Genomic DNA, 26,557 nt, shown 5'->3' with positions numbered 1-26,557 from the left:
TTTACATTAAAACTTAGATATGAACCTCTCGAACCTCTCCATAGCGGTCTTGAGGTTCTCCAGTGAATAGGCGTAGGAAATTCTGATATATCCCTCGCCGCAGTCTCCAAAGGCATTGCCGGGAACCACTGCAAGTTTTTCCTCCTGAAGAAGTCTAGTACAGAACTCGTCGCTCTTCATACCGAACTTCTTGATGCAGGGGAACACGTAGAAGGCTCCGTAGGGCTCAAAGCAGGGAAGTCCCAGTCTTTTGAACTCATTGAGGAGGTATCTCCTTCTTCTGTTGTACTCTTCCCTCATGACCTTCACGTCCTCGTCGCCGTTGCGAAGGGCCTCCACAGCCGCATACTGGCTGGTGGTGGGAGCGCACATGATGGCGTACTGGTGGATCTTCACCATCTGCTTCATGATGACTTCCGGTCCGCAGGCATAGCCAAGTCTCCAACCGGTCATGGCGTAGGCCTTGGAGAAACCGTTGATAAGGATGGTCCTCTCCTTCATTCCCGGAAGGGATGCGATGGACACGTGCTTGCTCTTATAGGAAAGCTCGCCGTAGATCTCGTCGGAAAGAACGTACAGATCCTTCTCGATGACAACCTTGGCTATCTTCTCCAGGTCCTCCTTCTCCATAATGGCTCCCGTAGGATTATTAGGGAAAGGAAGTACCAGGATCTTGGTCTTGTCTGTAACCTTCTCCAGAACCTCTTCTGCAGTCAGACGGAATTCATTTTCCTCTTTTAACTCGATGATAACGGGCTTGGCGTCCGCCAGAATAGCGCAGGGTTCATAGGAAACGTAGCTGGGCTGAGGAATAAGAACCTCATCCCCGGGATCTATCATGGCGCGGAAAGCCAGGTCAATGGCCTCGGATCCGCCCACGGTGATAAATACTTCACTCATGGGATCATAGTCGATTCCCTGAGTTCTCTTTATGTAATTGGCAACTTCTTTTCGCAGCTCAACAAGTCCGGAATTGGAGGTGTAGAAGGTACGACCCTTCTCCAGGGAATAGATACCCTCATCTCTGATGTGCCAGGGTGTGTCGAAATCCGGCTCGCCCACGCCCAGAGAGATAGCGCCTTCAGTCTCATGAACTATGTCAAAAAACTTCCTTATTCCGGAGGGCTTGATGTCTACGACTTTACTTCCTATGGGGTTTCTCATAGTGACATCATCTCCCTTGTATCTTCATACTGCTTGGTTAAAATAGTTCCGTGGTCCTTATATTTTTTAAGGATAAAATGGGTAGCTGTGCTCTGAACAGTGTCCAGGGTGGCCAGCTTGTTATTGACAAAGCCCGCAACCTCCTGAAGGCTCTTGCCCTCAACGATGACCATCAGGTCGAAGCCGCCGCTCATAAGGTATACGCTGGTAACCTCGGGATATTTGTAGATTCTCTCAGCGATGCTGTCAAAGCCAAGGCCCCTGGTGGGTGTAACCTTAACCTCGATAAGGGCGTCAACCCTCTCCAGGCTTGTCTTGGACCAATCTATCATTGTATTGAAGCCGCAGATAACGCCTTCATCCTCCATGGCCTTGAGCTCATTGGCCACAACGATCTCATCCGCGCCGATCAAAACTGCCAGTTCCTTGATGTCAATTCGGCTGTTCTTCTCAATAACCTTAAGGATTTCTTCTCTTGTCCCCATTGTATTCTCCTATTCTATGCTAAACTCTGTTATATCTAATCTTACACTACTTTAGTACATTACTAAAGCGCCAATTGTCGTTATGAAAGAGTTCTGTGGATTTCGTCAGCCTGAGGCATCTCCAGGAACCTGCTCTCGTCATTATTCACAATGATCTTGTCGTTTCCTTCCTGCAGATAACCTACAACCGCCGCCGGAATGCCCGCCTGCCTCAGCTCATCGGCCAGCTTCTCACCGTCCTCTGCGGTAAAAAGAAGGGCTCCTCCCGACAAAAGCTGATATGGATTTATCTCAAAAAACTCACAGATCTCCACGGTCTCCTGTCTCATTGGAATGGCCTTAAGGTCTACCTTGAGGCCGCATCCCGCTCGGGCCGCCAGCTCCCAGAGAGCAGCAAAGATGCCGCCGTTGGAAGCGTCGTGGATGGAGGTGGCTCCCGCCTTGATCGCGATCTCCGCTTCCTTCCTGATATCCATAAGTCCTTTAAATCTCACTGCGTCGTCCACAAAGGGCGCAGGATATCTGGTTGTCAGCTCATCATATCGCTCCGCCGCCAGCATGGCTGTGCCCTCCAGGGCCGCCCACTTGCTGACAACAATGGCCTGTCCGGGCTTACCCTTGCCTTCCGCTATGGCAGCGGCCTTGTCATCCTCCGCATATCCCACGCAGACAGCTGTGATAACAGCTCTGTTAACCGCTGTGGTGACCTCGGTGTGGCCTCCTGCGTACATAACTTCAAGCTGCTTTGCTGCTTCCAGGCAGTCCGCCACGATCTTTTTCAGCTCCTGCTCCTCCGCCTCTGCAGGAAGGAGGACATTTACGCTGACATGATCCGGGGTGATTCCCTGGGAAAAGAGGCTTCCCGCCGCCTTCATAACCGCATAGTAGCCTGCGTCTGATATATCCGCAGTCACCGTGTTCATGGCGGAAAAGCTCTTTTTATCTGAAGAAAAAGCGCAGTCTGTCCCTACAGCTGCGCTTGCATTCTTTTTATATTCTGTCTTTAAGGGCTTTAAAACTGAGCGTTTCAAAGCGTTCTCTGTTATTTTTCCAATTCTCATGGTATCGGCTTTCTTATCCGTTGTTTACTGACTCCAGATCCTCAGCGGGGGCCTGCTGTGCTGCTGCGGCAGCTGCCTGCTGCTGTGCAAGAAGGGCATTGGCTGCGTTCACCGCATCGGCGGCTGCCTGATTGGCTGCCTCTGCACCCTCTGTACCTGCGGCGTTCCTGGCTGCCAGAATAGCTCCTGCCACAGCCTTGACTGTTCCCACATCTCCTGTGGCGATGGCTGTGTTAAGCTGTGCCATGGCATTTTCGTCGGCGCCTGCGGTTCCTACGGTAACAATCTTGGGAACCATCTTGTAGGTGCTGGAGTTAACTACTGTTTTCTCGGTAACTTCGCCGTTTTCCCTGACGATCTTCCAGAGCTGAGCCTTGTAGCCAAGGTGTGCTGACTGGGTTCCCACGTATCCGATTCCCTGGGAGCTGTCAAATCTGAACTCGTCTGCGGAAGCGGGGATGGTCTCAAGAACCTCACTCTCATAAGCAACCTGGTGAGTGGAAGGTCTTGTCTCTACGCCGTATACGGTGAAGGTAATGTGCTTATCCGGAGTTGTGTATCCATCGATGTAGATGGGGTGCTCCGTGTTATTGATAAACTTAAAGTTCTTGCCTCCGGACTCGGCAATGGCCGCATCCGCTGAGGGTGAAACGTAATTGACGATCATTGAATGGTTGTGGCGCTCAGTGACCTCCAGCTCCGCCAGAAGCACTGCGTTGTAAAGAGTTGTGGATACCTGGCAGATACCGCCGCCTACGCTCTCAACAACAAGGCCGTTGAGGTATGAACCTGCGGGAAAATATCCGTTGGCCTCTGTAAAAGGTGTGATCTTTTCAAGTACAGAGAACTCCTCTCCGGGATAAACCGTGGTTCCGTTTATAAGTGAGCAGCCATTGGCCACGTTGGCGCTTCTGGCTGAACCTGATGTCTTGTAGCTGGTGGTGAAGGTTCCCAGAACATCCTTGACCAGGGCAAGCTCTTCGTGGCTTCCCAGGGGCTTATCCTCTTTTACCGAAAGCTGAATATGCTCCGCATCCTGGCTCCACTCGCTGCCGATGACGTTCTTGATGATGCCTGCGGACTCTGCTGTATCAACAAAGCAGCCCGCCTGTCCGTCTGTTATATTAAAGCCCTCTGCAGTTTTGGTAAGTAAGAAATTCACCTTTTCCTGATTGAAGTTCTCACTGCATCTGTCTAAGATGGCTGTAAGGGCCTCGTTATCATATGAAAGATTGAGATCGAATACCTTGCTTGAATTCTGAAGATCCTTCAGAACCTTATATCTCTGGACAATGTTGCCGTTGTGGCCAAGCTGATAGGCCTCATTGACAACACCCTTATTGGCCCAGGCAATGCCAAGCTCGCTGCCTGTTACCGTTAAAGACTGGTCCGTTGCTGCCGCCAGTGTCAGCTTCCTGCTGCGAAGCTCCTCCACGCGCTGCTCCACGGCTGCGCTGGCCTCACTGACTGTCATTCCCGACACATCAACGGTTCCGATATAAACACCGTTTGCAATAGTCCTTGTATCCGCCGCCTCTGTAACCATTCCCGGCAATAGGAATGTCAGCAGCAACACAAGCACCGCTCCTCCAAATAGTTTTTTCATAATGCTTCCTCTGTGCTATTATGTAAAAAGAGAATCCATGATTTTACTGAAAGGATATTATAGATGAAATTCCCTATTTTAGCAAGTTTCATACTACTGTGCATATTCTCTGCAATCGGCATGAGAAGGACCTCTCGGAAGTTCGAAGAAAAGGAACAAAATTTTTGGGAAAGAGAACGGGAATCCAATAATGTCAGGAAAAAAAGTCTCGACACCCTGGAGTACATTCACATCCCCTACGACCTTCTTCCCTTCGGTACCGCCGAGGACAACGGCATCCTTTTATCTGCCGAAGAGGAACTGCTGGCTCTGAAAGATGAAAAAATTGTAAATTTCACCGGAATTTCCAATACTGACCTTAAGCTGGAATACGGCACTGCCAATATCACAGCTCTCACCCAGTTCGACCAGAACTATACAGCCCTGGTGGTTTCCCTGCAGAAATGGGGCGAAGCCCTCTACAACCTGGGCCGCTTCGAGGATGCCTGCCAGGTACTGGAATTCGCAGTTAAAACAAGAACTGACATCTCCGCCACCTACAGACTTCTCATCGATCTGTACAAAACTAAGCTGGGCTTCAATGAAGCCACAATAAAAAGCAAGCTTGAAGGCTTGCTTCCCATCGCCAAAAATCTTAACGCCCTGAGCCGCAACCAGATCCTCAACATGCTGGCCGCAGAAGGCATCGAAAGTGAAGATGACATCGGAGCGTAACTGAGTCAATGGGGACGGTTCTCAGTTATATACTTTCCACAAATCTCATGAACGCTTCCTGTCCCTCGGGAGTTCTCTTGTAAACTCCTGCATTCTCAAGGACATGCATGAATACTTCTCCAATCTCGTTCTGAACAATTTCGTCGATATTATCCTGATCTATTTTGTCATATTTCTTGCTGAATTCATCCACCCAGTCTGCGTGCTTCTCAAGGACTTCGTCGGCGCGAAGGTCTTTTCCTGCAAGGATAGCCTCCTTAAGGTCTGCCATCTCGCCCTTAAGTCTGGCGGGAAGTACTGCAAGACCCATTACCTCGATAAGGCCGATGTTCTCCTTCTTGATATGATGAAGCTCGGCGTGGGGATGATATACCCCAAGAGGATGCTCCTCGGTGGTGATATTGTTCCTCAGCACCAGGTCAAGCTCGTAGTTGTCTCCGCGTTTTCTGGCGATGGGAGTGATGGTATTGTGAGGTGTTCCATCGGTTTCAGCAAAGATGAAGGCAGCTTCATCGGTGTAGCCTCTCCACTTTTCAAGGATCACGTCCGCAAGAGCAATTATGCGGTCTGTGTCAGGGGCTGAAAGCCTTATTACGGACATAGGCCATTTTACAATACCGCTCTTAACATCCTCAAAGCCCTTGATGATGAACTCTTTTTCCACGGGAGCCTTGGCCATGGCGAAGGTGTAATGTCCGCCCTGGAAGTGGTCGTGGCTCAGGATAGAACCTCCAACAATGGGAAGGTCCGCATTGGAGCCCACGAAGTAGTGAGGGAACTGCTTTACAAAGTCAAAGAGTTTGCAGAAGGTTCCGTGCTCGATTTTCATAGGAATGTGCTTTGAGTTAAAAACGATGCAGTGCTCGTTGTAGTAAACATAAGGTGAATACTGAAATCCCCAGGGGCTGTCCTGGATGGTTACAGGAATGATCCTGTGGTTTTCCCTGGCGGGATGGTCAACTCTTCCTGAGTAGCCCTCGTTCTCCCAGCAAAGCTGGCACTTTGGATAGCCTGACTGCTTGGCATTTCTTGCAGCAGCGATGGCTTTGGGGTCCTTCTCCGGCTTGGAGAGGTTGATGGTGATGTCCAGATCCCCGTACTCTGTGGGCGCGATCCACTTCATATCCTTTGAGATACGATATCTTCTGATATAATCAGTATTTTTTGAAAAATTGTAATAGAAGTCCGTTGCCTTCTCAGGGCTCTCCTTGTAGAGCTGGTTGAACTTCCTTATTACAGCGCTGGGTCTCTCTGTGAGTGTGCCCATGAGCTTTGTGTCAAAAAGGTCTCTGTAGACAACGCTGTCATTTTCGATAAGGCCGCTCTCAGCAGCATAGTCGTCAAGGACCTTCAGAACTTCCTCAAGAAAAGTGCCGTCCTCGATTCCCGCAGCCGGAACCTTCTCTGAAAGAGCTACGATATCTGCCTTTTCATAGTCAGCAGCATCAAGTCCCATCTGGATCAGAAGGCTGTTGAGGGTGTAGATGATATCTTCTTTTTCTATTAAGCCTGTGGCAAGGCCGTAGGCTGTAAGATTGTTAATTGCTTCCTGAATTTTCATGGCATTTACCTCATTACACCACCATTGGTCCGTTGCCGATCTCTACGGTGTAGAAGGTTGCATCATATCCGATCTTCTTTTTATAGTTCTCGCCCACAGTTTTCTTGAAGTTCTCGATGGCTTCATCCTTGACGATGGAAACTGTGCAGCCTCCGAATCCGCCGCCGGTCATTCTTGAACCGATGACTCCGGGGATCTTCCAGGCTTCCTCAGCCAAAGTATCAAGCTCAACACCTGTTACATCATAGTCATCACGAAGGGACTCGTGGGACTGTCTCATGAGCTCTCCGAAGTGCTCAAGGTTACCTTCCTTAAGGGCCTTAACAGCCTCGATGGTGCGCTGGTTCTCGTAAACAGCGTGCTTAGCCTTTTTCTGCATATCGGGATCTGTGAGAAGGTGCTTATTTGCCTCGAACTCCTCGATGGAGAGGTCACCCAGTCCCTTTATATCAAGGCTCTTCTGAAAGATAGCCAGAGCTGCCTCGCACATGCTTCGTCTTGCGTTGTACTGGGAATCTGTGAGCTTGTGCTTCTTGTTGGTGTTGGCGATAACGATCTTGGCTCCCTCAAGCTTAATAGGTGCATATTCAAATGAAAGGTCTGCTGTATCAAGGAAAATAGCATTATTCTCTTTTCCCATGGCGGAAGCAAACTGGTCCATGATTCCGCAGTTGCAGCCGTTGTAGTTATTCTCGGAATACTGTCCGATAAGAGCGATATCCTGATTGCTTACCTCAAATCCGTAGAGGTCTCTTAAGATAAAGCCTGTGAGAACCTCAAGGGAAGCGGATGAAGAAAGGCCTGAGCCGTTGGGGATATTGCCGTTGATGACCATGTCAAAGCCCTTATCAAGCTTCATTCCTCTTTTTGCAAAAGCCCAAACCACGCCCAGGGGATAGTTGGTCCATCCGGCCTTAGGTGAAGGAGTCTCAATGTCATCCAGAGAAACCTTGTATACTCCGAATCTGTCCTGGTTAACAGAAAACAGCTGGATCATTCTGTCATCTCTCTTGGCTGCAGCGCCATAGGTTCCGATGGTCAGTGCGCAGGGAAAAACGTGTCCTCCGTTGTAATCGGTATGCTCACCGATGAGATTGACTCTGCCCGGTGCAAAATAAGCCTTAACGCCTTCTTTTTTGCCGAACTGCTTCTCAAAATTCTCCAGCACTGACTTCTTCATTTTCTGGTCGATCATAAAAACCTCCTGTAAATCATACCCTTTTATATGTTGTTTATGTTTTATTCCATCTTTTCTCTATTATAATGATATACGAATTGCTCCATGACTTTTGGCACCTATATCATTATAATACATATTTCCGCTCCTTTTACCATGACGCTTTGTTTCCGAAAGCTGTCAAAATGTTAGATAGAAAAAGAGAGCCACACATCTCTGCGTGGCTCTCCGCATATACTCATGTATGATTTAGTTGTTCTGAAGCTTGGCTGTCTCAAGGAGCTTGTCACGAAGCTGTGTCTCGATCTGAGCAAGCTCAGCCTCGGCCTCACGTCTCTTAGCCTTGCCTTCTGTCTGGATCTTAAGAACTTCATCAAGGGTTGTGATAAGAGTCTCGTTGGTGTGCTTAAGAGTCTCGATATCAACAATGCCTCTCTCAGCTTCCTTAGCGCTCTCGATGGTAGCAACCTTAAGGGCGTCTGCGTTCTTTCTAAGGAGCTTGTTGGTCATGTCGTTAACTTCTCTCTCAGCCTGAGCTGCCTGTGTAGCATGCTCGATACCGATGGCGATAACCATCTGGTTCTTCCAAAGAGGAATGGTGTTAACGATGGTTGACTGGATCTTCTCAGCCATTACTGTATCTGAAGACTGTACCATACGGATCTGTGGTCCGGTCTGCATTGCGATGGTTCTTGTAAGCTCAAGGTCGTAGATCTTTTTCTCAAATCTGTCGCACTTGCTTGCGAAGTCCTTAGCCTTCTCAGCGTCCTCAGGAAGTCCTGACTCTGCAGCCTTCTTCTGAAGCTCTACGAGAGTAGTTGCACGCTCCTCCTCAAGTCTCTTCTTACCTGCAAGGATGTACATTGAAAGCTCCTTGTAGTAGTTGAGGTTAAGGTCATACATTCTGTCAAGGAGCTCAACGTCCTTCATAAGAGTAACCTGATGTCTCTCCAGCTCATTGCTGATGGTCTGAACGTTGGTCTCAACCTTGGCATATTTAGCCTTCATGGCCTCGATCTTGTTGGCACTCTTCTTGAACAATGCCTTGATGCCCTTCTCGTCCTCGTCGATCTCGAAGCTCTTAAGCTGAGTAACAAGGCCTGTGATCATATCGCCAACTTCGCCCATATCCTTGGTCTTAACGTTGTCGATGGCCTTCTCTGAGAAGTCAGCCAATTTCTTTTGTGTGCCGACACCGTAGTTCATGATGCCTGTGCTGTTGTTGATGTCGATCTGCTTGCTGAAGTCCTCAACCTGCTTGAGTTCTTCAGGTGAAAGCTGTGCCTCAAGGGCTACATTGCCGTTGTCCTTGGCCTCAGCCTTAGGTGCTTCAGGTGCTGCCTGAGCCTGTGCTTCCGCACCGAATGAAAGTGAAGGTGCTGCGGGAGCTGATTCAAATTCTAATTCTGCCATCTTATTCTCCTCCAAAACAATATTATGTTTTTATGTACTATTATTATGTAACGCTCTCAATCAGGGCTTCATCTGCATCTGAGCTGCAACACCCTGTCCCTCTGTAGTAAGTCCGTCCTGAGCCATCATGGACTTCATAACGGAGATATCTGAAGAGATGTCCCATGCCATATCCTGGAAGAGGCTGTCCAGAAGATTCTCGAAGGCCTCATTGATGGTATCCATGGCGGAATCGATCTCTTTCTTGGTCTTAACAATGTTCTCTCCCACATCGGGCTGCTTGTCCAGCTCAACATAAGCTGTAAGGAGCTTTCTGGTGGTGGGGAGATAATAATTCATAAGCTTGTGAAGCTCATCTGCGCTGTCGGGATCCTTCTCAACCTGAGCGAATATCCTGTTCATGATATTCTCAAGGCGATAGAGCTTGTCGGACATCTCGTCGGTGTCAGGAATGATGTCGTTGATCTCTCTGACAAACTTAACGTAGTCCTCGCCCTCAGCAAGAATTGACTGCTCCTTGGTAAGAGCCTTGCTTCTTGTAACTTCCTGCTGTTTCTCTTCTCTCTTTTCTCTGGCGAGTCTGTCCTGCTCGGCTCCGAGGTACATCTGATATGCATTGTCTGTGATCATGCAGGTGGTCTCGGAAGAATCAAGCTTGGCTCTGGGAACGTATCCCTTTTTGATAAGAGCCTTGATGTCCTTGAGGACCTCTTCATCGGTCTTAAGTGTAACCTTGGCAAGGTCGCTGATCTTGAAATACTCGGCGTCCTTGAGAACATTTCCGTAGAGATAAAGCTTCTTGGCCAGTTTGAGCTTGCCGATGCCTCTGAAAGTCAGAAATGCGCAGGCTGCAAGTAATCCTCCGCTGATGATCATGCCGGGAATGAGATTGGATGCCACCATTCCGGCGAAAATGGGAAGCGCAATGGTAAGTCCCACAGATCCGCCAAAGATGATCTCTCCGACTCCGTTGTACTTACTGATCCTCTTCTGTAAAAAAGGATATGTGACCTTTCTGACCTGGGGTGCAGCATTACCTCTTGTAGTATATGTTGTCCTGGCAGGCTGCCTGTAATTACGGCTTGCGTAGGTCGTTCTTTTTTCTATGCTAACTGTTTTTAAAGTCCTGCTGATGTCTGCCGCCAGCGTGCTGTAATCGTTTCTGTCGATGGCGCTGGTAACACTTTTTAAAATATCATTTCCCGCATCAATCAGGTCCTGTGTCTGTTTATCCACGTCTTCCTCCATAATAAAACACTTTTACATCTCACAATTTTACAGCATTCATTGCAAAATAACAATGCAATCTTGGCCCCAGAAATTTTATCCGGACGGGTGGTGATGGCGGTAGTTTCGCCCTGCCCCCGCAAAAATAAAATCTGTTCGCATCGCCCGACTCACTGATTTAAGGCACTGCATCCAGGAAGTCAGGCTCATTTCGACGTTGCTCAGAACACTCGCCTGACTTCCTGTCTGCAGTGCTCTTAAATCATGGTCGTCGTTCGAATGTCTCACATATTTCATTTTTACGGAGACATGGCAACCCCACCACCTATCACCAACCTGTGCAGTTTAAATAGTCAGGGCTAAGATTTCATTTGTTCTTTAGTAAAGTACATGCTGTAAAAATATTGTGAGATTTTATAAGTTACGCAGAGTCCCTTTGGGGTTTTGACTCACTGCTTAGGGTTTTGGTTTCCCTTAAGGAGTGAGGGACTCTGGGTGGGTGCTTTTTGCGTTGAATGGGTTGGTATAGTGTAAAGCAGTGGAACTACGTTCTAATTTCATAGAGTTTGCCCTCCTCAACATATATGATATTATTAGAGTTAGTTTCACTGATTATCAGTTTAGCAGAGGTTATTCAATGGAAAAAGCATATAAATTGCTATTTGGGACGGAGGAATCCGACGATTTATACGTATATTGCTGTGGACTTTCGCAGACTTTGGCGAATCACAGTTTCGGCCCGGCGTTAAAGCCCCATTTCATGATACATTTCGTTATGAACGGCAAGGGAAGCTTCACCATCGGCGGCAAGAACTACCCGCTGCAGAAGGGCTACGGCTTTCTTATCGTGCCGGATGAGCTGGCCTACTATGTCTCAGATGAGAAGGATCCCTGGACCTACGTGTGGGTGGGCTTTGGGGGAAGAAGAGCCGAGGCCATCGTGTCGCAGCTGGGTCTGTCCCTGCAGCAGCCGGTATTTAAGAGCGACTGCGGCCCCGCCATCTATGACCTGGTGAAGGACATGATGGACCACAACACCTTTTCCGTGGAGGACTCCCTGAGAAGAAACGGCCTTTTGTCCCTGTTCCTGTCGGTTATTGCCTCCGGTATCAGCGTCTCCCAGAGAAGCGATGAGGGAAGCGCCAACTACTATGTAACCAAGGCCCAGGCCTTTGTCCGCTCCAACTACTGCAACCCCATCAAGGTCACGGACATCGCCAACTACGTCTGCATCAACAGAAGTTATCTTTACACATTGTTTGAAAAAACCCTGGGGATCTCCCCCCAGCAGTACCTGACCAGCTATCGAATAGCCAAGGCCACAGAGCTGCTGCAGCTGACCCAGCTCCCCATAGAATCCATCGCCATATCCTGCGGCTACTCGGATCCTCTTGTTTTCTCCAAGGCCTTCCGCCAGGAAAAGAAGATGTCCCCCTCCGCCTACCGCAAGTCCCTGCCCAAGAGCAATCCCGTGATGGATGAGGACCACCTGCTTCTCATGGAGCAGCTCATCGAGGCCAGAAGCCACGAATCCAACGATCCCAACTGATCATTTTGCAATAAAATGAATGTCGCTAGCGACATTCTCGCGCCGAGCGCGGTTGCATTCATGCAACACATTCCTAACGCGCGATGTGCAGATCACTTGGCGAGGTTTTTTCGAGCCTAGTGAAATGTCATACACAGTAGTGCGCATCCATAGCGGAGCGTTTTTATGTAATAGGAAGCAATTTCCTATTACATAAAAAAGGTCTGTCGCACCGGTTGATCCGATACGATAGACCTTAATTTTTTATGGCATAAGAAGCTGTGTCTCGTCGCCGTTGTCAGTCATAAGAACTGTCATGGCGCCGCTGTTCTGAAGACCGGGATTCATTCCGAGCATCATCCTGCCTGTGTTGCCGGTATTATTTTTGTTGAGCTGTCCTGAAGTGTTCCAGGAAATAACGGCTCCGGAAGTGCGGTTGTACTTCATATCCGCCTGAACCTGACCGGAGGTGGCTGCCTGTCTGATCATGCCCACTTCCTTTTTGGCCTCCGAACCTGTAAGAACAGCTATATAATGTCTGACATCAAGAAAGAACCAAAGAAATACCGCTGCCAGCAGCAGGATAAATCCCAGAACTCCCAGGACTACAGACAGATTCTCGTAAAGTGCTATTGTTTCCATACCTTCGCTCCAAAATATTCCCAAAATAAAACCAGAATCATCATAACATCAATGAAGCGAAAATAAAAACTATAAAATTTCGAATTTTCTGTGAAGGAAACTAGATATTCATCAGGCTCAAAGCGGCATCATCCGCAACCAAAGTAAAATCAGGGTGAAGCTGCAATATGGAAGCGGGAACCCAGGGAGTATCGCCAGACCCAGTCCTACGCCCGCTGATCTTCAGCGAATCACCGGATTGGTGATGGCCAGGTTCGTGCAGTCGTCCTTTGCCAGGAAATATATGTAATTGGAATCACTGTAGTCATCTATGTTCTCAGTTAATTCCATGCTGTAATCGTAAAATCCGTTCTCCGGCGCAGCCTTCAGCTCCAGCTCTTTTACCACACCGTTCTCGGTGCAGATCTGAAGACAGGAAAGTGGCCTGTTGGCATAGAGCTTTATATCTATCTCAAGAGCATTCGCTCCCTTGGACAGTTTTTCCCCGGGACCCTTGCCGTTTACGGTGGTCATAAGAATGGGTCCGTTGGTCAAAAAGCTGTGTCCCGCCCGCAGGGCATCCATCACGTTCTGAGCTGTATGGGTCTCCTCTCTGGGCTTATTGGTTCCAAGATTTACATAGGTCCTTACGCCGCCGCTGGTGAGGTTGGTCTCTGCCCATTTCTCCAGGATTGGAAGCAGGTTTTCAAATATCTGTGAAAAGACCTGAACTTCCTCCGGATATTTCTCGGAAAGCTCCTTTGTGTTCAGCTGAGTCATGGTTCTCAGGTCCATGATCTCGTCATACAAAACGTGATAATCATCGGCGCAGATGTTGTGGGTGTCGCTTCCCGTGGTGGCAGGAAGGAAAAGCCCCTTTCGCATGCACTGATGCCACAGGGTTCTTGCCAGGTCATTGGTGCTGCCGCTCATCATGGGATTGGAGCCGTTCCAGATCTCCATGGTCTCGAAAATATCCAGCATATCGTTAAAATCAGGGTTCCAGGAGATGGCCTTCTGCAGGTCCCTTGGGTGATTTATCTGGGCCAGTCCGCCTTTTTCCTTGATCTCGTCCGTAATTCTCACAAACTCGCTTCTGAGGTACTCATCGGTTCTGTCCTCAGGTTCCGGTATCTTGTAAATAACGTCGGTATCCACGCCGAGGGCTATAACATGGCCGTTGGAAGTGGAAATCTCCTTGGAAATAATAGGGATGAAATCGTATCTCTCCCCGGCTTTCCAGGCCTTGTGGCAAAGAATGTTGTGGTGGTCGGAAAGTGCTCCGAAGCCAAGCCCCATGGCCATCATAGAATTGGCCACCTCTGAGGGAGCCTCCACCACGTCGTCATCGCCCCCAAAGGTGGGGCTTGAGTAAATGCTGTGGTGATGGATGTCTCCGGCGATAAAGCCCATCTTATCCAGGTTGATAAAGCGGTTCAGCTCGTAGTTTTTCTTAACCAGGCCGCCCTTTTCCACCTCTATATAGTCTTCTATAATTTCATATTCACTGCCCCTGGAGACTTCAACCACATATCTTCCCACAGGAAGGAATCTGTGAAGAACGCCGTCCAGGCCTGTGATATCCCTTATCATGGTGATCTTGCCGTTTACACGGTCGAACTCCTCCGGGGTCTCATTTTCCAGGAGCTTGAAGAACTTCACCTGGGCGGGAATTCCCCTGCCGTGGCGGGTGGTCTCGACAAATACGTCTCCCAGAGCTTTGCAGCCTTCGGGAATTCCGTTTCTGTGGAAGCGGTTCCTGAAGTTCTTGGCAGGGTAGTCCACTTCGTTGGTTCGCCTTGGAGCGCTTGGGCAGACCACTCTGGCGCAGCGGATGAAGTTGTCCAGGCGGTCAGCGGTCATGTTCTCAAGAACCGGGTCTGAGATGCCTCTCTCCTTCTGGATCCCCTGCATTAAACCTATAGCTATAGACAGAAATTTCGTTTCTTTACTCATATTGCCTCCACTTATACTACCCATTTTATGGATGTTACAGTGCACAATCTACGCGCTTTTTATGCTTTCCCTGCTGTCGTAGGGAATCTCGATAACCCTGACGCCCTCCTTTGTCATGACCTTCTCAATGGGCATAACATCAGAAAAAATCTGCATCTGCGCTCCTGTCTAAATGCCGTTTTATCCTTCAAGTATTATCTTTAACTGCTCCTTGATAAAACCGGGGATCTCCCATTCAAGTTCCTGCCAGGGGATGTAGTCATCGTGGTTTATCTCTCTTTCCTGGAATCTCATCACAGGCTCAAAGGAGAACTTTTCTTTTATGTACCGGGCCACCTTCCGGTTCTCTTCCTGGGATAAATGTATGTCCTTCAAAAATTTCTCGGGAGCATCAAGGCCGTTTATGCCGCATAGCCTGTCGCAGGCTTCAAAGAGCTCCGGATAGAGGTACATAAGCTTTGGATTTGACAGCATGGCGTGCTTTCCCGGCTGGGAGTACATGATAAGCCTGCTGCCCTTCGGATAAATAACCCTTGAGGCTGCCCCGTCATGGATCAGATATTCCTCATCCATCTCACCCTTCTTGAAAACGCTGGTAAATCCCGGGGCCGTTGCCCTCAGGAACCTTCCGTGGTAGCTTCCTTCCGCTCCCACCATGTTCTCGTCCTCATCCATATAAATCCAGATATGCTCCAGATCGTAGAGATGCTGAATGTCATAGTCCAGATAGTAAGCGTATTCTATGACCTTCACAGTCCCCTTATAATTCTGAAAATCAAACTTTCTGTTGAAGGACACGCTTCCCGCGCCATCCTCCTCATACACCTCATACCCAACCTTACGTATACTGAAAGGTTCTCTCTCATCCATATACAAAATTGGGGCATGTAAAATTACGCACTCTTTTTTTTCCATGTTATCCTCACTAAGGTAGTAAATTAAGAAATTGAAGCCGCTGGCTCAGGTAATTCCCGGCTGTATCACATTTTATACTCGTTTTTTTGCCTTATTTCGAAAAAACATTGCATTTTTTGTCCTAAAAGTACTGGGAATTTTTAAAATCCTCTGCAGAAAGAGGTTTGCCATAGTAGAATCCCTGAAGGCAGGTGATGCCCATTTTCCCAAGAGCCTCTGCCTGTTCCCTGCTCTCAACACCTATGGCGCAGACCTTGATATCAAGCTCCATTGCCATGCTCACAATGGCCTTTATCAGTGTTTTTACCTTCTTGTCCTCTTCTCCCAGCACCAGGGATGGGGACAGATTGATGGCAGTAAGGCCGCAGTCCTGCATCTGACTAAGGTTGATATTTCCACCGCCGAAGTCATTGAGCACCAGGTGATAGCCGTACTTATTAAGGTCCCAGAGGGTCTGCCTCACAGCTGTTGAAGCTCCCATAATGGCTTCATTGCTGATCTCCAAAAGGATCCCCGATGGATCAAGGCCGTCGCTCTCTGTGATCTTTCTAAGCCTTGTGAGAAAATCCTTGTCCAAAAGCTGCAGTGGCGACAGATTCACAGAAACTGCAATATTTTTCCCATCCTCATCCCGCCATTTTTTCTGCTGATCAAGGGCTGTCTCAATTATCCACTTGCCAAGGCGGTTCATAAGTCCCACCTCTTCCGCTATGGGAAGAAGCTCATAGGCGGTACATTCCTCCTCGGACTTTAATCTTGGCAGCACCTCCACCGCCACGGTCTTTCCGGTGCCGGCATCTATCCTTGGCTGATATCGCAGTTCAAAGTCTTTTGCCGGATCTGCATCCTTTAGCCTGTTCTCAAGGGATTTATGCTTCTCAACACTGGCCACCAGCCCCTTGTCGAACCTCTTGAAATCATCCTTATTGGCGCTGTGCTTGACGGAATACATGGCCGCATCCGCATAGCGGATCAGGTTATCAGTCTCTTTGCTGTCATCGGGATAAAGGGCATAGCCAATACTTCCGGACAGGGTAAAAATGTATGTATCCAGGTTAAGGGGCGTGTTAAAAAGCCTCTGAAGATGGACCGCCGTGGCATCTAGGTCCGCCTCGGACTCAACCCCATTTTTTACAATCATGAACTCGTCTCCTCCGGTTCTGAAGGAAACATAATCCGAAGGAAGGGCCAGCATACGGGATCCAAATTCCTTAAGAACCCTGTCCCCCATATCGTGGCCATAGGAATCGTTGATGGGCTTGAAGGAGTTAAGATCGGCATAAAAGATCGCAAATTTCCTGCCGCTGTCCTGGGCCTGTCTTACGGAGTCCGCCAGGATGACAGCGCTATATCGCCTGTTGTAAAGCCCCGTCAGAATATCCCTCTGTTTCAAAAGCTGCTCGTTCAGGGCTCCGTTATGAAGTACCGAATATGTCAGCCAGTAAACCAGCATAGGCAGCACGATAAAGAAGAATTCGTCCCTGTCTATATGATTGGTACAACGCAAAACAAGAGAAGCCAAGATGCCTACAGTAACAAAAATACTGGTTCGCTTGGCAGTTCTCTCCGAGTATTCATAGCCCTTTAGCTTGAAATCATATTCTTTTTTGACCTGAAAATACAATCCACAGGCCATGAGCATCATGCACAGCACGTAAAACAGGTTTGTATAGTCATTTTCCGGATCCTGCCCTATGGCCTGCAGATAGGTGTAGGGAATATCAAATATGATATAGACAAAAATACCCAGGATCATGATATTTGTGGGCTTGATTCCGCCTCCGGCCGCAATCATACAGTACATGTTAAAGAGCATTATCAGGATAAAAAAATTGATGCTGAAATAAAGATAAACTCTTAGAAGCTCAGATCGTGTAAGAATCTCGTAGGAGCCGAGATAAATAAGAATATGTCTGAAAGCCACTAAGCCAAAGCTTGTAAAGACAAACACATTTACAAGAAACTGGTATAGCTCTGTTCTTTTTAATTTTTGCAGGAAATAGACAGCGACTGATGTGCCAAAGAGATAATTGGGAAAAAGATATATTGTGGCTATAAGTTCGCCCATGGCGAATTTCCCGGTTACAGCCTCATCAAAGAACATTATGATATCCGCCAGTGCATAGAAAAGCACTCCGCAGGCCAGGATAAGTGAAGAAACCCAGTATCTCCCAAGCCTCTTTAAACAAAACAGCATAAGTACGCCTGTCAGCGTAACCGTTACCGGCGAAAACAGGAGCATAAAAAAATTGTTTCTTAAGAAGGTACTGATGCAAAAGCACCCATAAGAAACAAGGATCGCTATTATGAGCGTTCTATCTATTATATTTGTGAGATGTTCTTGCTCTACATTTTCCATAAAGTATATCCATAATCGCAAAGCGCTTCGAACCGATAATATTATAACATATAGCCGATAACTTTTTTATAAACTAAGCATTAAAAAAGTCTCTAAAAAAGGGATGGTCTCCCGAAGGAAACCATCCCCTGATAATCATATTATTCTAAGCACAGGCTCTTAAATCAAAGCTTAGGGCCGGCAGCAACAAGTGCCTTACCTGCATCGTTGCCTTCGTACTTCTTGAAGTTCTTGATGAATCTCTCTGCAAGATCCTTAGCCTTTGTCTCCCACTCAGAAGCATCAGCGTATGTATCTCTAGGATCAAGGATTGCAGGATCAACTCCCGGAAGTGATGTAGGAACTTCGAAGTCGAAGATCGGGATCTTCTTGGTCTCAGCCTTGTTTACATCGCCGTTAAGGATGGCATCAATGATACCACGAGTATCCTTGATGGAAATTCTCTTACCTGTTCCGTTCCAACCTGTGTTTACGAGGTAAGCCTTAGCTCCGCTCTTCTGCATCTTCTTAACGAGCTCCTCACCGTACTTTGTAGGATGAAGCTCAAGGAATGCCTGTCCGAAGCATGCTGAGAATGTAGGTGTAGGCTCTGTGATTCCTCTCTCTGTTCCTGCAAGCTTAGCTGTGAAGCCTGAAAGGAAGTAGTACTGTGTCTGCTCAGGTGTCAGAATTGATACAGGAGGAAGTACTCCGAACGCATCAGCTGAAAGGAAGATAACGTTCTTAGCAGCAGGGCCTGAAGATGTAGGATTAACGTTGAGAACGATGTTCTTAATGTGGTTGATAGGATAAGATACACGAGTGTTCTCTGTAACGCTCTTATCGTCAAAGTCGATTTTGCCGTCTGCAGCTACAGTTACGTTCTCAAGAAGAGCGTCTCTCTTGATAGCGTTGTAGATATCAGGCTCAGACTCCTTGTCAAGGCCGATAACCTTAGCATAGCAGCCGCCCTCGAAGTTGAATACTCCGTTGTCGTCCCAGCCGTGCTCGTCATCACCGATGAGAAGTCTCTTAGGATCTGTAGAAAGTGTTGTCTTACCTGTTCCTGAAAGGCCGAAGAATACAGCTGTGTTCTTACCTTCCATATCTGTGTTAGCTGAGCAGTGCATGGAAGCCATGCCCTTAAGAGGAAGGTAATAGTTCATCATTGAGAACATACCCTTCTTCATCTCTCCGCCGTACCATGTATTGATGATAACCTGCTCACGGCTTGTGATGTTGAATGCTACGCAAGTCTCGGAGTTAAGTCCAAGTGCCTGATAGTCATCAACCTTAGCCTTGGAAGCGTTGTAAACTACGAAATCAGGCTTGAACTCAGCGAGCTCTGCCTCTGTAGGCTGGATGAACATGTTCTTGATGAAGTGAGCCTGCCATGCAACCTCAACGATGAAACGAACTGCCATACGGGAATCCTTGTTAGCACCGCAGAAAGCATCTACTACAAAGAGTCTCTTGTTGCAAAGCTCTTTCTTTGCAATGTCCTTAACCTTAGCCCAAACTTCCTCGCTCATAGGGTGGTTATCGTTCTTGTACTCGTCAGAAGTCCACCAAACAGTATCCTTTGAGTTAGCATCCATTACGATATACTTATCTTTAGGTGAACGACCTGTGTAGATACCTGTCATAACGTTTACTGCACCGAGTTCTGTGTCAACACCTACCTCGTATCCTGTAAGATCTGACTTCTTCTCTTCTTCGTAAAGAAGCTCGTATGAAGGGTTGTAAACCAGCTCGGTTGTGCCTGTGATGCCATACTGAGTTAAATCAATGTTTGCCATTCTGTGACCTCTTTTCTTATAATATTTTTTCGCGCAAATAGTCTGATATTATCAGTTTAAAGTTATTAAATTAAACAATATGCAGAAAATTCGCAGATACACTGTTAAAGGTTGGGCCAAATTGAGCCCACTACTACATTTATACTACAAAGGCAAGATTTTCACAAGAATTTCAGGGCAAATTTGTATAAAATAACTGTAAATTTGCCCCTCTTGATCATTATTCGTTACTATTCACAGTCTTACGACTGCTCATAGTAACATTCGGGCTTACTCAGAAATCCCCAGCTCAAAACACAGCACGCTGTGGGGTTCCATCTCCACCTGGGTCTTATCCTTCAGCATCACGCCCTCACCGGTCCACATATTGGCTGCAGGAAGCTCGCCCTTGGCCTTGATCCCAAGATTCTTGAATTTTATCTTGAACTTCTTTTTGTTCTCGCTGATGTTAAAGAAGGCCACGTAGGCCTTCTGTCCGTCCTTGGTCTGGCTCTTCCAGGTCACCAGGTCGTCCTCACGGGATATCTGCTTTGCCTTCCTTCCGTAGCGGTGCATATCAAGGACTCTTGTGTTGGTCATAAGATGCAGGGTGAAGTCGTCGTTCTCACGCATCTCTCCGCCGAACATAAGCGGGGATCTGAACATGCACCACAGTGTCATGAGGATCCTCTGCTCATTCTCTGTAAAAGAGGTATAGTGACCGCCGCCCTCTTTTTCTATAAGGCAGAGCTTGCCAAGGGGAAGCATGTCGCAGTCGGGCCAGTGGTCCTTGCAGCCGATGCCCTCCCAGGCGTGGCATCTCTCGAACATGCCGTAGAGGTGCTCCCATTTATCCCAGAAGTCGTCGGTCATTCGCCACATGTTGGCATTTTCCAGAAGGAAGTCCTTCTGATCCACTCTTGCGGGCCCCGGTGAAAGGCTGAGAACCATGGGTCTTCCGCAGTTTTCGATGGCCTTTTTGATCATGGCGATCTCGGAAAAGCCTGCTCCCGGCGCCTCAGGGCCAACGTCTACTCTGGCGATGTCGTCCACCTTTACATAATCAACGCCCCATTCGGCGTACATTTTGAAAATAGAATTGTAGTATTCCTGGGCTCCCATGACAGAAGCGTCAACTCCGTACATATCGGTGTTCCACATGCAGATGGAGCCTGTCTGGGCGATATCTCTGGCTGTTGCTGTGGTTCCAAGAAGCCCGGTGTTCCTGTGGACAGCCTGTCTCGGGATTCCTCTCATGATGTGGATTCCGAATTTCAGGCCCATGTCGTGAATCTTCTCAGCGATAGGCCCAAAGCCCTTGCCCCCTGCAGAAGAGGGGAATCTGTTCACTGCGGGGATAAGTCTTGAATACTCATCCATCTCCAGCTCTGTGAACTTGTGATACCAGTGGGAATCCGCCGTGGGCTCGTACCACTGAATGTCGCAGACCACGTACTCCCAGCCAAATTCCTTAAGGTGATCTGCCATATACTGAGCATTTCCAAGGAGCTGCTCCTCATTTACGCTGGCTCCGTAACAGTCCCAGCTGTTCCACCCCATTGGGGGCCTTTTTGCTACATAATTTTTCTCTGCCATAGTAATCTCCCCGTTGTACCGCCAAATCATTCTTTATCTAACAATGCCTGATAAATCTCTCTTTTTCCCACGCCTCTGTCTGCTGCCACCTTCTTCATGGCGTCCTTGTGGGATATTCCCTGATCTTCGTAGATCTTCATATGTTCTTCTATGCTCATCTCCTGCCAGGAAAGCTGCTTCTCAGCATCCTGCTCCTGGAGACTCTTGCCCTCGATGACCAGCACGTACTCGCCTCTGGGCTCATTTTTTTCATAAAAAGAGATTGCTTCCTGAATTGTAGTAGGGTTGGCCTCCTCGAATTTCTTGGTAAGCTCCCTGCAGATGGTGATACGCCTGTCACCCAAGGTCTCAAGAAGGTCCTTTAACACAGCCTTCAGATGGTGGGGCGCTTCATAGACTATCATTGTCCTGCTCTCGTCCTTAAGGTCCTCCAGGATCCTTTTTCTCGCCTTTTTATCATCCTGGGAGGGTAAAAAGCCCTCGAAGCAGAACCTTCTGGTGCTGAGGCCCGAAAGGGTAAGGGCCGTGATGCAAGCGGCGGGCCCGGGCAGGGAAGTTACAGTGATTCCCGCCTTCTGGCACTCTGCCACCAGCACCTCTCCGGGATCCGAGATAGCCGGGGTTCCCGCATCGGTAATAAGGGCCACATTGGTGCCCTCCTGCATTTTCTGAATAAGCCACTGAGCCTTGTCATACTTGTTGTACTCGTGGTAGCTTGTCATCTCTGTATGTATATCGAAGTGATTAAGCAGCTTGATACTGTTTCTGGTGTCCTCCGCTGCGATCAGATCAACGCTCCTGAGGGTCTCCAGGACTCTGAAGGTCATGTCGTCCAGATTGCCTATGGGAGTCGCACATAAATATAACTTTCCTGCCATATAATTTCCTCAATACCCGTAGATATCATAGATCTCGGGAGTGTACTTGCCCTGACTCTCGTAAATGATCAGGGGTTTCTCAACGGTGAGTCTGGACCTGCCGCCTCTGGCTCCCTCTATGAGCACCATGCTGGGCTCCTTGTCAACGTAGGGGTACACCAACTGCATCCTCTTGGGCTCCACCTTGTACTGATGCATGAGAACCATGATCTCCGCCAGCCTGAAGGGCCTGTGGACCATGTAGAACTTGCCGCCGCTCTTAAGACATCTGGCTGCTGCCGCGATGACGTCCTCCAGGTCGCAGAGAACCTCATGTCTTGCGATGGCCTTGGGGGCGTCGGGATTCTGCAGGCCGTGGCCTCCTATCATGTAGGGCGGATTGCTTGTTATAACGTCAAAAGAGGCAGCATCAAATAAATGTCCTGCCTCCTTGATATCGCCATTAACTATTTTAACTTTATCCTGAAGGTCGTTAAGTAAAACGCTTCTATTAGCCATATCAGCGCTTTCTTCCTGAATCTCAAGACCAATCAGCTCTGAAGCCTTGGTCTTGGCGGCCATAAGGATAGGAATAATACCGGTTCCGGTGCCAAGGTCAAGCACTCTCCCACCCTCGGGAGCTGAGGCAAAGCCTGACAACAAAACCGCATCCATTCCAAAACAGAATTTCTCCGGATCCTGAATTATCTTATATCCGTTCCTTTGAAGATCGTCCAGTCGTTCACCGGGCTTAAGATCAATTGTCCCCAAGCTTTGACTTTCCTTCCTGTTTCTCTATCTTCTCAAGTGCCTCCAGTTCCTTCATCTCTTCGGCTTCCTGGGCACTCTTCTTTCCGTTGTTGTTCTTTTTCTTCTGCTTCTTCTTGAAGAACTCTATCTCATCCAGCTTGTACTCGTGTACTTCCTTCTCGTCGTCCACTTCAACCAGGATCTTCAGGGTCTGACGAAGGATGTTAACGCTGGAAACCTCGCCCTCAAGGCCGTCCTTAGCCTTGCAGAAATCGCCAACGCCGGGCATCTTGCGGTTGAGCTCTTCGTATACGTCCTCTTCGTTCTTAAGACAGCACATAAGTCTTCCGCAAACACCGGAGATCTTGGTGGGGTTCAGGGAAAGGCTCTGCTCCTTGGCCATCTTGATGGAAACCGGCACGAAATCTGAAAGATATGAGTGGCAGCAAAGGGGTCTTCCGCAAATGCCGTAGCCACCGATGATCTTGGTCTCGTCTCTTACGCCGATCTGTCTGAGCTCGATTCTTGTCTTGAAGACAGAAGCCAGATCTTTTACCAGCTCTCTGAAATCTATTCTGCCGTCGGCAGTGAAGTAAAAAAGAATCTTGTTGTTATCAAATGTGTACTCTGCATCGATGAGCTTCATCTCAAGATTGTGCTTTTTGATCTTCTCAAGGCAGATCTTGAAGGCCTCTTTCTCTTTTTCTCTGTTGGCCTTTTCCTGCTCATCATCTCTGGTGCTGGCTGTTCGAAGGACTGTCTTAAGGGGCTTGATAACCTCCTCGTCGGGGATATCCCTGGGCTCTCCCACTACGGTGCCGTACTCAACGCCTCTGGCGGTCTCTACGATAACGTGGTCACCCTTCTTGATCTCATACTTACCCGGTGAAAAGAAATATATCTTTCCGGCGGATCTGAATCTTACGCCGATTACTCTTGTCATAAATACTCCTTAATGCCCAGAAGCATCAGCTCCAGGGCTAAATCTATATTAACATTGGATTTTATGCGATTTTTCGCAGTTTCCATGTTCTTGATGATACTGTCGATTCCCTGATAGGAGACAGTTTTCGTAACACTACTAATATACGATACCTTGTCGGTGAAAATCAAGTGAACATCCTCACCTGTAGCCTTATAGACCAGCATGTCCCTGAACAGGAAAAGAAGCACATCCATGAAGTCCTCCAGGGCTCCCAGGTCGATACCCTTTTTGGCGGTCTTGGAATCTTCCTCCTCGGGCTCCAAAATGGCGTGAACTCTGTTCATGATGTCGTAGATCTCAAGGTTTTTCAGCTTGCTTACTAGCTCTATGGTCTCGTTCTTTAACTTGTCGAATCTCTCATTGGAGGCTAAGCTTATGGCTTTTCCCACATTTCCTCTGGCAAAAGAGGCACAGACCATGGCCTTGTAGTCCACGATCTGACACTGCTCCATCAGGAACCTGGTAATGGAGTCGTCCTTGGCAGGCTTCATGGGAAGCACTATGCATCTGCTGGTGATGGTGGGAAGGAATGCGTTGATGTTATTGGTAAGGATTATCATCACTATGTAGGCCGGGGGCTCTTCCAGGGTTTTCAAAAGAGCGTTCTGAGCCGCGGGAGTCATTTTTTCCCCTTCGGGAATGATGTAGATCTTGTACTGACTCTCGTAGGGACGTATAACAACATCATCACGGAGCTTGCCCCTGATGTCGTCTACACCTATGCTGTTGGGCTTTTCGTGGGTGATTGTGATGATATCCGGGTGATTCTCGGAAAGTGCCTTGATACAGGAGGGACACTCATTGCAGGCTTCGATGTATCTGCCGTCGTCCCTTCGGTGCTCGCACTGGAGAGCCTTGGCGAAGATCCTGGCGATGTACTCTTTTCCCGACTCGTTCTCCCCTGCGATGATATAGGCGTGGGATACCTTGCCTGTCTTAAGAGCATTCTGCATATGCTCCTTCATCTGCTGCTGATCTATGATATCGGAAAAATCTGCCATTTTCGTCCCCACTCCTGATTACAAACTTATATATCGAGCATGACTTCCAATGACCTTTTTCCTGCCACGTCTTACGTGAATATGTCCAGCAAAAGTCCCTGTATCTGCCCTATCTTAGCCAGAATGGCTATATTGTCCTTCTCGTCCTTAACAAGCTCCCTGGCCAGCGCATCCAGCTCATCATCCACCTGTCTGATGATTCCGTATACTCTGTGGCGGCCCTTCCTGTCCAGGAAGTTCTCTCTGCTGAATTCATGGGATCTTGTTACGACTTCGTTTAAGAAATCCTTGATAAGTATGCGATACCGCTGCATGTCCTTGATGTCGTTGCGCTTTTTTATGCGGTCCCCCTGCTGGACTATGTCCTCCAGCATCAGGTTCAGGCGCTCCGCCAGGCCGGTATCCTCAAGCTTACTTGTGAGCACAAATTTAAAATCCCCATTGGCTTCCTGAACCTGTTCAGGTGCCTGGGGCTGATTGGTAGGTGTGATATTACTAATCTTAATATCCATAAAATCGCCCTCCAAACCAACGTGCTACCTCTAGATATTATACCATTACATAGTGGTTCTTGAGTAGAAAAATAGGTATTGCTGCATTATGCCGTTGTATGGTGTATACTTATCGAACATGAAGCCGCCGGGATATTGCCGGTCCAGGACGCGGTTGATCCAGACATCTTTGGGGAAGGCGTCGAGTCTGTGGTAGCCGAAGAGGATCTCGCAGTTGGCCACCTTTACGCCTACGCCGAAGAGCTCCAGGAGGCGCTCCATAAGGCCGGCATCGTCCAGGTCTTTCCAGCTCTCAAGATCCACATAGCCGCTGGCAACTTCCCGGGCGGCCTTCATGACGTACTTGTCGCGATAGCCCAGGCTGCAGGCGGCCAGGTCCTCCATAGACAGGGATGCGATCTCTTTTGCAGTGGGGAAAGCGTACAGAATCTCGCCCTCCGGTGTTTCTCCTGCCTTGCGGCCCACCTTTGCGCAGAGCTTCTCGATGGAAGCCTTGATGGCGGGAATGTTCTTTCTCTGGGAAATGATAAAGGAGATAAGCATCTCCCAGAGGTCCTGCTTCAGAATCCTGATTCCTTTGCCATATTCTGCGGCTGCATAGAGGTAGGGATCCTCCGCCGGGTCTATCCTTCCCCGAAGCTCGCTGTAGCTTAAGCCCAGATCGAAGTACTCCTTCCAAAAGCCCTCGTACTCTTCCTCGCTGCAGCTAAGCTCGTACTCCTTTTCTCCGACCTTCTTTATAAAAAGATACTTATCAAGAGCCATGACAGTAAAGCCCTCGCCGCAGGCATTAAACCTGAAGCACTGGCCGCTGTCGGCAATCTTCAAAAGATCAAAATCATCATTTATGGTAATCTTCATTATTTTCCTACTTTCTCCATGCTGTCCAGATATCCTCTGTCCCAGAGCATGATGTTCAGCTTGGTGGCCAGCTCCACCGCAGGCTGGGTGAAGTACTGATTGGTCATGACCACACCCACCATTCTGCCGTAGTAGTCACGGCCGGCGTAGACCTCCTGCACTGCCTTGACACCGATGGGCTTGTCGTAGCACTTGCACTGGACCGCATAGGTTATGCCGTCCTTCTCCGCCAATATATCGGCCCCGAAATCTCCGCTGCCCCTGGTGACCTCCGCCTCCACAAAGCCGTTGGCCTTGAGCAGATCCGCACAGTAATACTCAAAATCGTGGCCCTCCATCTCGTCCATGGGAAGAGGCCTGTTTTTTCGCTTTCTGATGATCCAAAACAAAAGGACCGCCAGAAGTACTATACCCATTCCGATAAAAAGAAATGTTATCTGTCCTATCATCT

At 48.4% G+C, this 26,557-nt stretch carries 23 protein-coding genes and 1 pseudogene; 2 read left to right on the top strand and 22 right to left on the bottom strand.

Going from position 1 to position 26,557, the window contains the following annotated elements; genetic code table 11:
• Window positions 1-6: 6 nt before the first annotated feature.
• From T359_RS0111245 to T359_RS20105, 4 genes are all read right to left on the bottom strand, one after another.
• Window positions 7-1,164 (bottom strand): aminotransferase class I/II-fold pyridoxal phosphate-dependent enzyme, encoded by a 1,158-nt coding sequence (locus T359_RS0111245; RefSeq protein ID WP_026517575.1) that lies wholly within the window; start codon window positions 1,162-1,164, stop codon window positions 7-9.
• Window positions 1,161-1,649 (bottom strand): Lrp/AsnC family transcriptional regulator, encoded by a 489-nt coding sequence (locus tag T359_RS0111240; protein ID WP_026517574.1) that lies wholly within the window; start codon window positions 1,647-1,649, stop codon window positions 1,161-1,163. The genes T359_RS0111245 and T359_RS0111240 overlap by 4 nt, the downstream gene beginning before the upstream one ends.
• Window positions 1,650-1,729: 80 nt before the next feature.
• Window positions 1,730-2,710: an AIR synthase-related protein gene (locus T359_RS0111235; RefSeq protein WP_026517573.1), complete on the bottom strand. Its 981-nt coding sequence runs from the start codon at window positions 2,708-2,710 to the stop codon at window positions 1,730-1,732.
• A 13-nt stretch (window positions 2,711-2,723) separates the two neighbouring features.
• Window positions 2,724-4,316 carry a VanW family protein gene (locus T359_RS20105; RefSeq protein ID WP_035784319.1) on the bottom strand — a complete coding sequence of 531 codons (1,593 nt, stop codon included), beginning with the start codon at window positions 4,314-4,316 and terminating at the stop codon, window positions 2,724-2,726.
• Window positions 4,317-4,379: 63 nt separating this feature from the next.
• Between T359_RS20105 and T359_RS0111220 the strand changes: the two genes are divergently transcribed.
• Window positions 4,380-5,030, top strand: coding sequence for a hypothetical protein (locus T359_RS0111220; protein ID WP_155840100.1), 651 nt, complete (start codon window positions 4,380-4,382; stop codon window positions 5,028-5,030).
• A 25-nt stretch (window positions 5,031-5,055) separates the two neighbouring features.
• Here T359_RS0111220 and galT read toward each other — a convergent pair whose 3' ends face one another.
• The 4 genes from galT to T359_RS21630 all read right to left on the bottom strand — a co-directional run bounded on the left by galT (window position 5,056) and on the right by T359_RS21630 (window position 10,417).
• Window positions 5,056-6,591, bottom strand: coding sequence for a UDP-glucose--hexose-1-phosphate uridylyltransferase (gene galT / locus T359_RS0111215; protein WP_026517571.1), 1,536 nt, complete (start codon window positions 6,589-6,591; stop codon window positions 5,056-5,058).
• Window positions 6,592-6,604: 13 nt separating this feature from the next.
• Window positions 6,605-7,786 (bottom strand): galactokinase, encoded by a 1,182-nt coding sequence (locus tag T359_RS0111210; RefSeq protein WP_242839085.1) that lies wholly within the window; start codon window positions 7,784-7,786, stop codon window positions 6,605-6,607.
• A 231-nt stretch (window positions 7,787-8,017) separates the two neighbouring features.
• Window positions 8,018-9,181, bottom strand: coding sequence for a toxic anion resistance protein (locus tag T359_RS0111205; RefSeq protein ID WP_051545297.1), 1,164 nt, complete (start codon window positions 9,179-9,181; stop codon window positions 8,018-8,020).
• Between the two features lie 60 nt (window positions 9,182-9,241).
• Complete coding sequence (locus T359_RS21630) at window positions 9,242-10,417, bottom strand: 5-bromo-4-chloroindolyl phosphate hydrolysis family protein (RefSeq protein WP_051545294.1); 1,176 nt, start codon at window positions 10,415-10,417, stop codon at window positions 9,242-9,244.
• A gap of 628 nt (window positions 10,418-11,045) precedes the next feature.
• Between T359_RS21630 and T359_RS0111195 the strand changes: the two genes are divergently transcribed.
• Window positions 11,046-11,957, top strand: a complete 912-nt coding sequence (locus T359_RS0111195) for an AraC family transcriptional regulator (protein ID WP_026517568.1) — start codon at window positions 11,046-11,048, stop codon at window positions 11,955-11,957.
• Between the two features lie 243 nt (window positions 11,958-12,200).
• Here T359_RS0111195 and T359_RS0111190 read toward each other — a convergent pair whose 3' ends face one another.
• From T359_RS0111190 to T359_RS0111125, 14 genes and pseudogenes are all read right to left on the bottom strand, one after another.
• Window positions 12,201-12,578: a hypothetical protein gene (locus T359_RS0111190; RefSeq protein WP_026517567.1), complete on the bottom strand. Its 378-nt coding sequence runs from the start codon at window positions 12,576-12,578 to the stop codon at window positions 12,201-12,203.
• Between the two features lie 100 nt (window positions 12,579-12,678).
• A pseudogene (locus T359_RS23360) lies at window positions 12,679-12,768 on the bottom strand (glucosamine-6-phosphate deaminase); the annotation flags it as partial.
• Window positions 12,769-12,800: 32 nt separating this feature from the next.
• A complete protein-coding gene (locus T359_RS0111185; RefSeq protein ID WP_026517566.1) occupies window positions 12,801-14,513 on the bottom strand; it encodes a CehA/McbA family metallohydrolase in 1,713 nt (570 codons plus the stop codon).
• Window positions 14,514-14,693: 180 nt separating this feature from the next.
• Window positions 14,694-15,428, bottom strand: coding sequence for a hypothetical protein (locus T359_RS21625; protein WP_051545292.1), 735 nt, complete (start codon window positions 15,426-15,428; stop codon window positions 14,694-14,696).
• Window positions 15,429-15,549: 121 nt separating this feature from the next.
• Window positions 15,550-17,670: a putative bifunctional diguanylate cyclase/phosphodiesterase gene (locus T359_RS0111170; protein ID WP_026517565.1), complete on the bottom strand. Its 2,121-nt coding sequence runs from the start codon at window positions 17,668-17,670 to the stop codon at window positions 15,550-15,552.
• A gap of 281 nt (window positions 17,671-17,951) precedes the next feature.
• Window positions 17,952-19,565: a phosphoenolpyruvate carboxykinase (ATP) gene (pckA, locus tag T359_RS0111165; protein ID WP_026517564.1), complete on the bottom strand. Its 1,614-nt coding sequence runs from the start codon at window positions 19,563-19,565 to the stop codon at window positions 17,952-17,954.
• Window positions 19,566-19,835: 270 nt separating this feature from the next.
• Entirely contained in the window at window positions 19,836-21,140 is a 1,305-nt protein-coding gene (locus T359_RS0111160; RefSeq protein ID WP_026517563.1) for a glycoside hydrolase family 27 protein, read from the bottom strand.
• Between the two features lie 26 nt (window positions 21,141-21,166).
• Window positions 21,167-22,018 carry a 16S rRNA (cytidine(1402)-2'-O)-methyltransferase gene (gene rsmI / locus T359_RS0111155; protein ID WP_026517562.1) on the bottom strand — a complete coding sequence of 284 codons (852 nt, stop codon included), beginning with the start codon at window positions 22,016-22,018 and terminating at the stop codon, window positions 21,167-21,169.
• 9 nt (window positions 22,019-22,027) lie between these two features.
• Window positions 22,028-22,672, bottom strand: coding sequence for a tRNA1(Val) (adenine(37)-N6)-methyltransferase (locus T359_RS0111150; RefSeq protein WP_442856234.1), 645 nt, complete (start codon window positions 22,670-22,672; stop codon window positions 22,028-22,030).
• Between the two features lie 82 nt (window positions 22,673-22,754).
• Window positions 22,755-23,690, bottom strand: a complete 936-nt coding sequence (locus T359_RS0111145; RefSeq protein WP_026517560.1) for a PSP1 domain-containing protein — start codon at window positions 23,688-23,690, stop codon at window positions 22,755-22,757.
• Window positions 23,687-24,733 carry a DNA polymerase III subunit gene (locus T359_RS0111140; RefSeq protein WP_026517559.1) on the bottom strand — a complete coding sequence of 349 codons (1,047 nt, stop codon included), beginning with the start codon at window positions 24,731-24,733 and terminating at the stop codon, window positions 23,687-23,689. Before T359_RS0111140 ends, T359_RS0111145 begins: the two co-directional genes overlap by 4 nt.
• 71 nt (window positions 24,734-24,804) lie before the next feature.
• Entirely contained in the window at window positions 24,805-25,245 is a 441-nt protein-coding gene (locus tag T359_RS0111135; protein WP_026517558.1) for a YaaR family protein, read from the bottom strand.
• 45 nt (window positions 25,246-25,290) lie between these two features.
• A complete protein-coding gene (locus T359_RS0111130; RefSeq protein ID WP_035784315.1) occupies window positions 25,291-26,106 on the bottom strand; it encodes a DNA-3-methyladenine glycosylase family protein in 816 nt (271 codons plus the stop codon).
• Entirely contained in the window at window positions 26,106-26,555 is a 450-nt protein-coding gene (locus tag T359_RS0111125) for a restriction endonuclease (RefSeq protein ID WP_035784313.1), read from the bottom strand. The genes T359_RS0111130 and T359_RS0111125 overlap by 1 nt, the downstream gene beginning before the upstream one ends.
• Between the last annotated feature and the right edge of the window lie 2 nt (window positions 26,556-26,557).

This window comes from Butyrivibrio sp. MC2021, from assembly GCF_000621605.1.
Taxonomy (GTDB): Bacteria; Bacillota; Clostridia; order Lachnospirales; family Lachnospiraceae; genus Butyrivibrio.
The sequence above is the reverse complement of the archived record's forward strand: the minus strand, read 5'-3'. Positions and strand labels throughout refer to the sequence as shown.

What these genes read in the sequence shown, in the direction of transcription:
- T359_RS0111245 (WP_026517575.1), bottom strand. Translation starts at nt 1,164, where the DNA reads ATGAGAAACCCCATAGGAAGTAAAGTCGTAGACATCAAGCCCTCCGGA.
- T359_RS0111240 (WP_026517574.1), bottom strand. Translation starts at nt 1,649, where the DNA reads ATGGGGACAAGAGAAGAAATCCTTAAGGTTATTGAGAAGAACAGCCGA.
- T359_RS0111235 (WP_026517573.1), bottom strand. Translation starts at nt 2,710, where the DNA reads ATGAGAATTGGAAAAATAACAGAGAACGCTTTGAAACGCTCAGTTTTA.
- T359_RS20105 (WP_035784319.1), bottom strand. Translation starts at nt 4,316, where the DNA reads ATGAAAAAACTATTTGGAGGAGCGGTGCTTGTGTTGCTGCTGACATTC.
- T359_RS0111220 (WP_155840100.1), top strand. Translation starts at nt 4,380, where the DNA reads ATGAAATTCCCTATTTTAGCAAGTTTCATACTACTGTGCATATTCTCT.
- galT (WP_026517571.1), bottom strand. Translation starts at nt 6,591, where the DNA reads ATGAAAATTCAGGAAGCAATTAACAATCTTACAGCCTACGGCCTTGCC.
- T359_RS0111210 (WP_242839085.1), bottom strand. Translation starts at nt 7,786, where the DNA reads ATGATCGACCAGAAAATGAAGAAGTCAGTGCTGGAGAATTTTGAGAAG.
- T359_RS0111205 (WP_051545297.1), bottom strand. Translation starts at nt 9,181, where the DNA reads ATGGCAGAATTAGAATTTGAATCAGCTCCCGCAGCACCTTCACTTTCA.
- T359_RS0111195 (WP_026517568.1), top strand. Translation starts at nt 11,046, where the DNA reads ATGGAAAAAGCATATAAATTGCTATTTGGGACGGAGGAATCCGACGAT.
- T359_RS0111190 (WP_026517567.1), bottom strand. Translation starts at nt 12,578, where the DNA reads ATGGAAACAATAGCACTTTACGAGAATCTGTCTGTAGTCCTGGGAGTT.
- T359_RS0111185 (WP_026517566.1), bottom strand. Translation starts at nt 14,513, where the DNA reads ATGAGTAAAGAAACGAAATTTCTGTCTATAGCTATAGGTTTAATGCAG.
- T359_RS21625 (WP_051545292.1), bottom strand. Translation starts at nt 15,428, where the DNA reads ATGGAAAAAAAAGAGTGCGTAATTTTACATGCCCCAATTTTGTATATG.
- T359_RS0111170 (WP_026517565.1), bottom strand. Translation starts at nt 17,670, where the DNA reads ATGCTCCTGTTTTCGCCGGTAACGGTTACGCTGACAGGCGTACTTATG.
- pckA (WP_026517564.1), bottom strand. Translation starts at nt 19,565, where the DNA reads ATGGCAAACATTGATTTAACTCAGTATGGCATCACAGGCACAACCGAG.
- T359_RS0111160 (WP_026517563.1), bottom strand. Translation starts at nt 21,140, where the DNA reads ATGGCAGAGAAAAATTATGTAGCAAAAAGGCCCCCAATGGGGTGGAAC.
- rsmI (WP_026517562.1), bottom strand. Translation starts at nt 22,018, where the DNA reads ATGGCAGGAAAGTTATATTTATGTGCGACTCCCATAGGCAATCTGGAC.
- T359_RS0111150 (WP_442856234.1), bottom strand. Translation starts at nt 22,672, where the DNA reads ATGGATGCGGTTTTGTTGTCAGGCTTTGCCTCAGCTCCCGAGGGTGGG.
- T359_RS0111145 (WP_026517560.1), bottom strand. Translation starts at nt 23,690, where the DNA reads ATGACAAGAGTAATCGGCGTAAGATTCAGATCCGCCGGAAAGATATAT.
- T359_RS0111140 (WP_026517559.1), bottom strand. Translation starts at nt 24,733, where the DNA reads ATGGCAGATTTTTCCGATATCATAGATCAGCAGCAGATGAAGGAGCAT.
- T359_RS0111135 (WP_026517558.1), bottom strand. Translation starts at nt 25,245, where the DNA reads ATGGATATTAAGATTAGTAATATCACACCTACCAATCAGCCCCAGGCA.
- T359_RS0111130 (WP_035784315.1), bottom strand. Translation starts at nt 26,106, where the DNA reads ATGAAGATTACCATAAATGATGATTTTGATCTTTTGAAGATTGCCGAC.
- T359_RS0111125 (WP_035784313.1), bottom strand. Translation starts at nt 26,555, where the DNA reads ATGATAGGACAGATAACATTTCTTTTTATCGGAATGGGTATAGTACTT.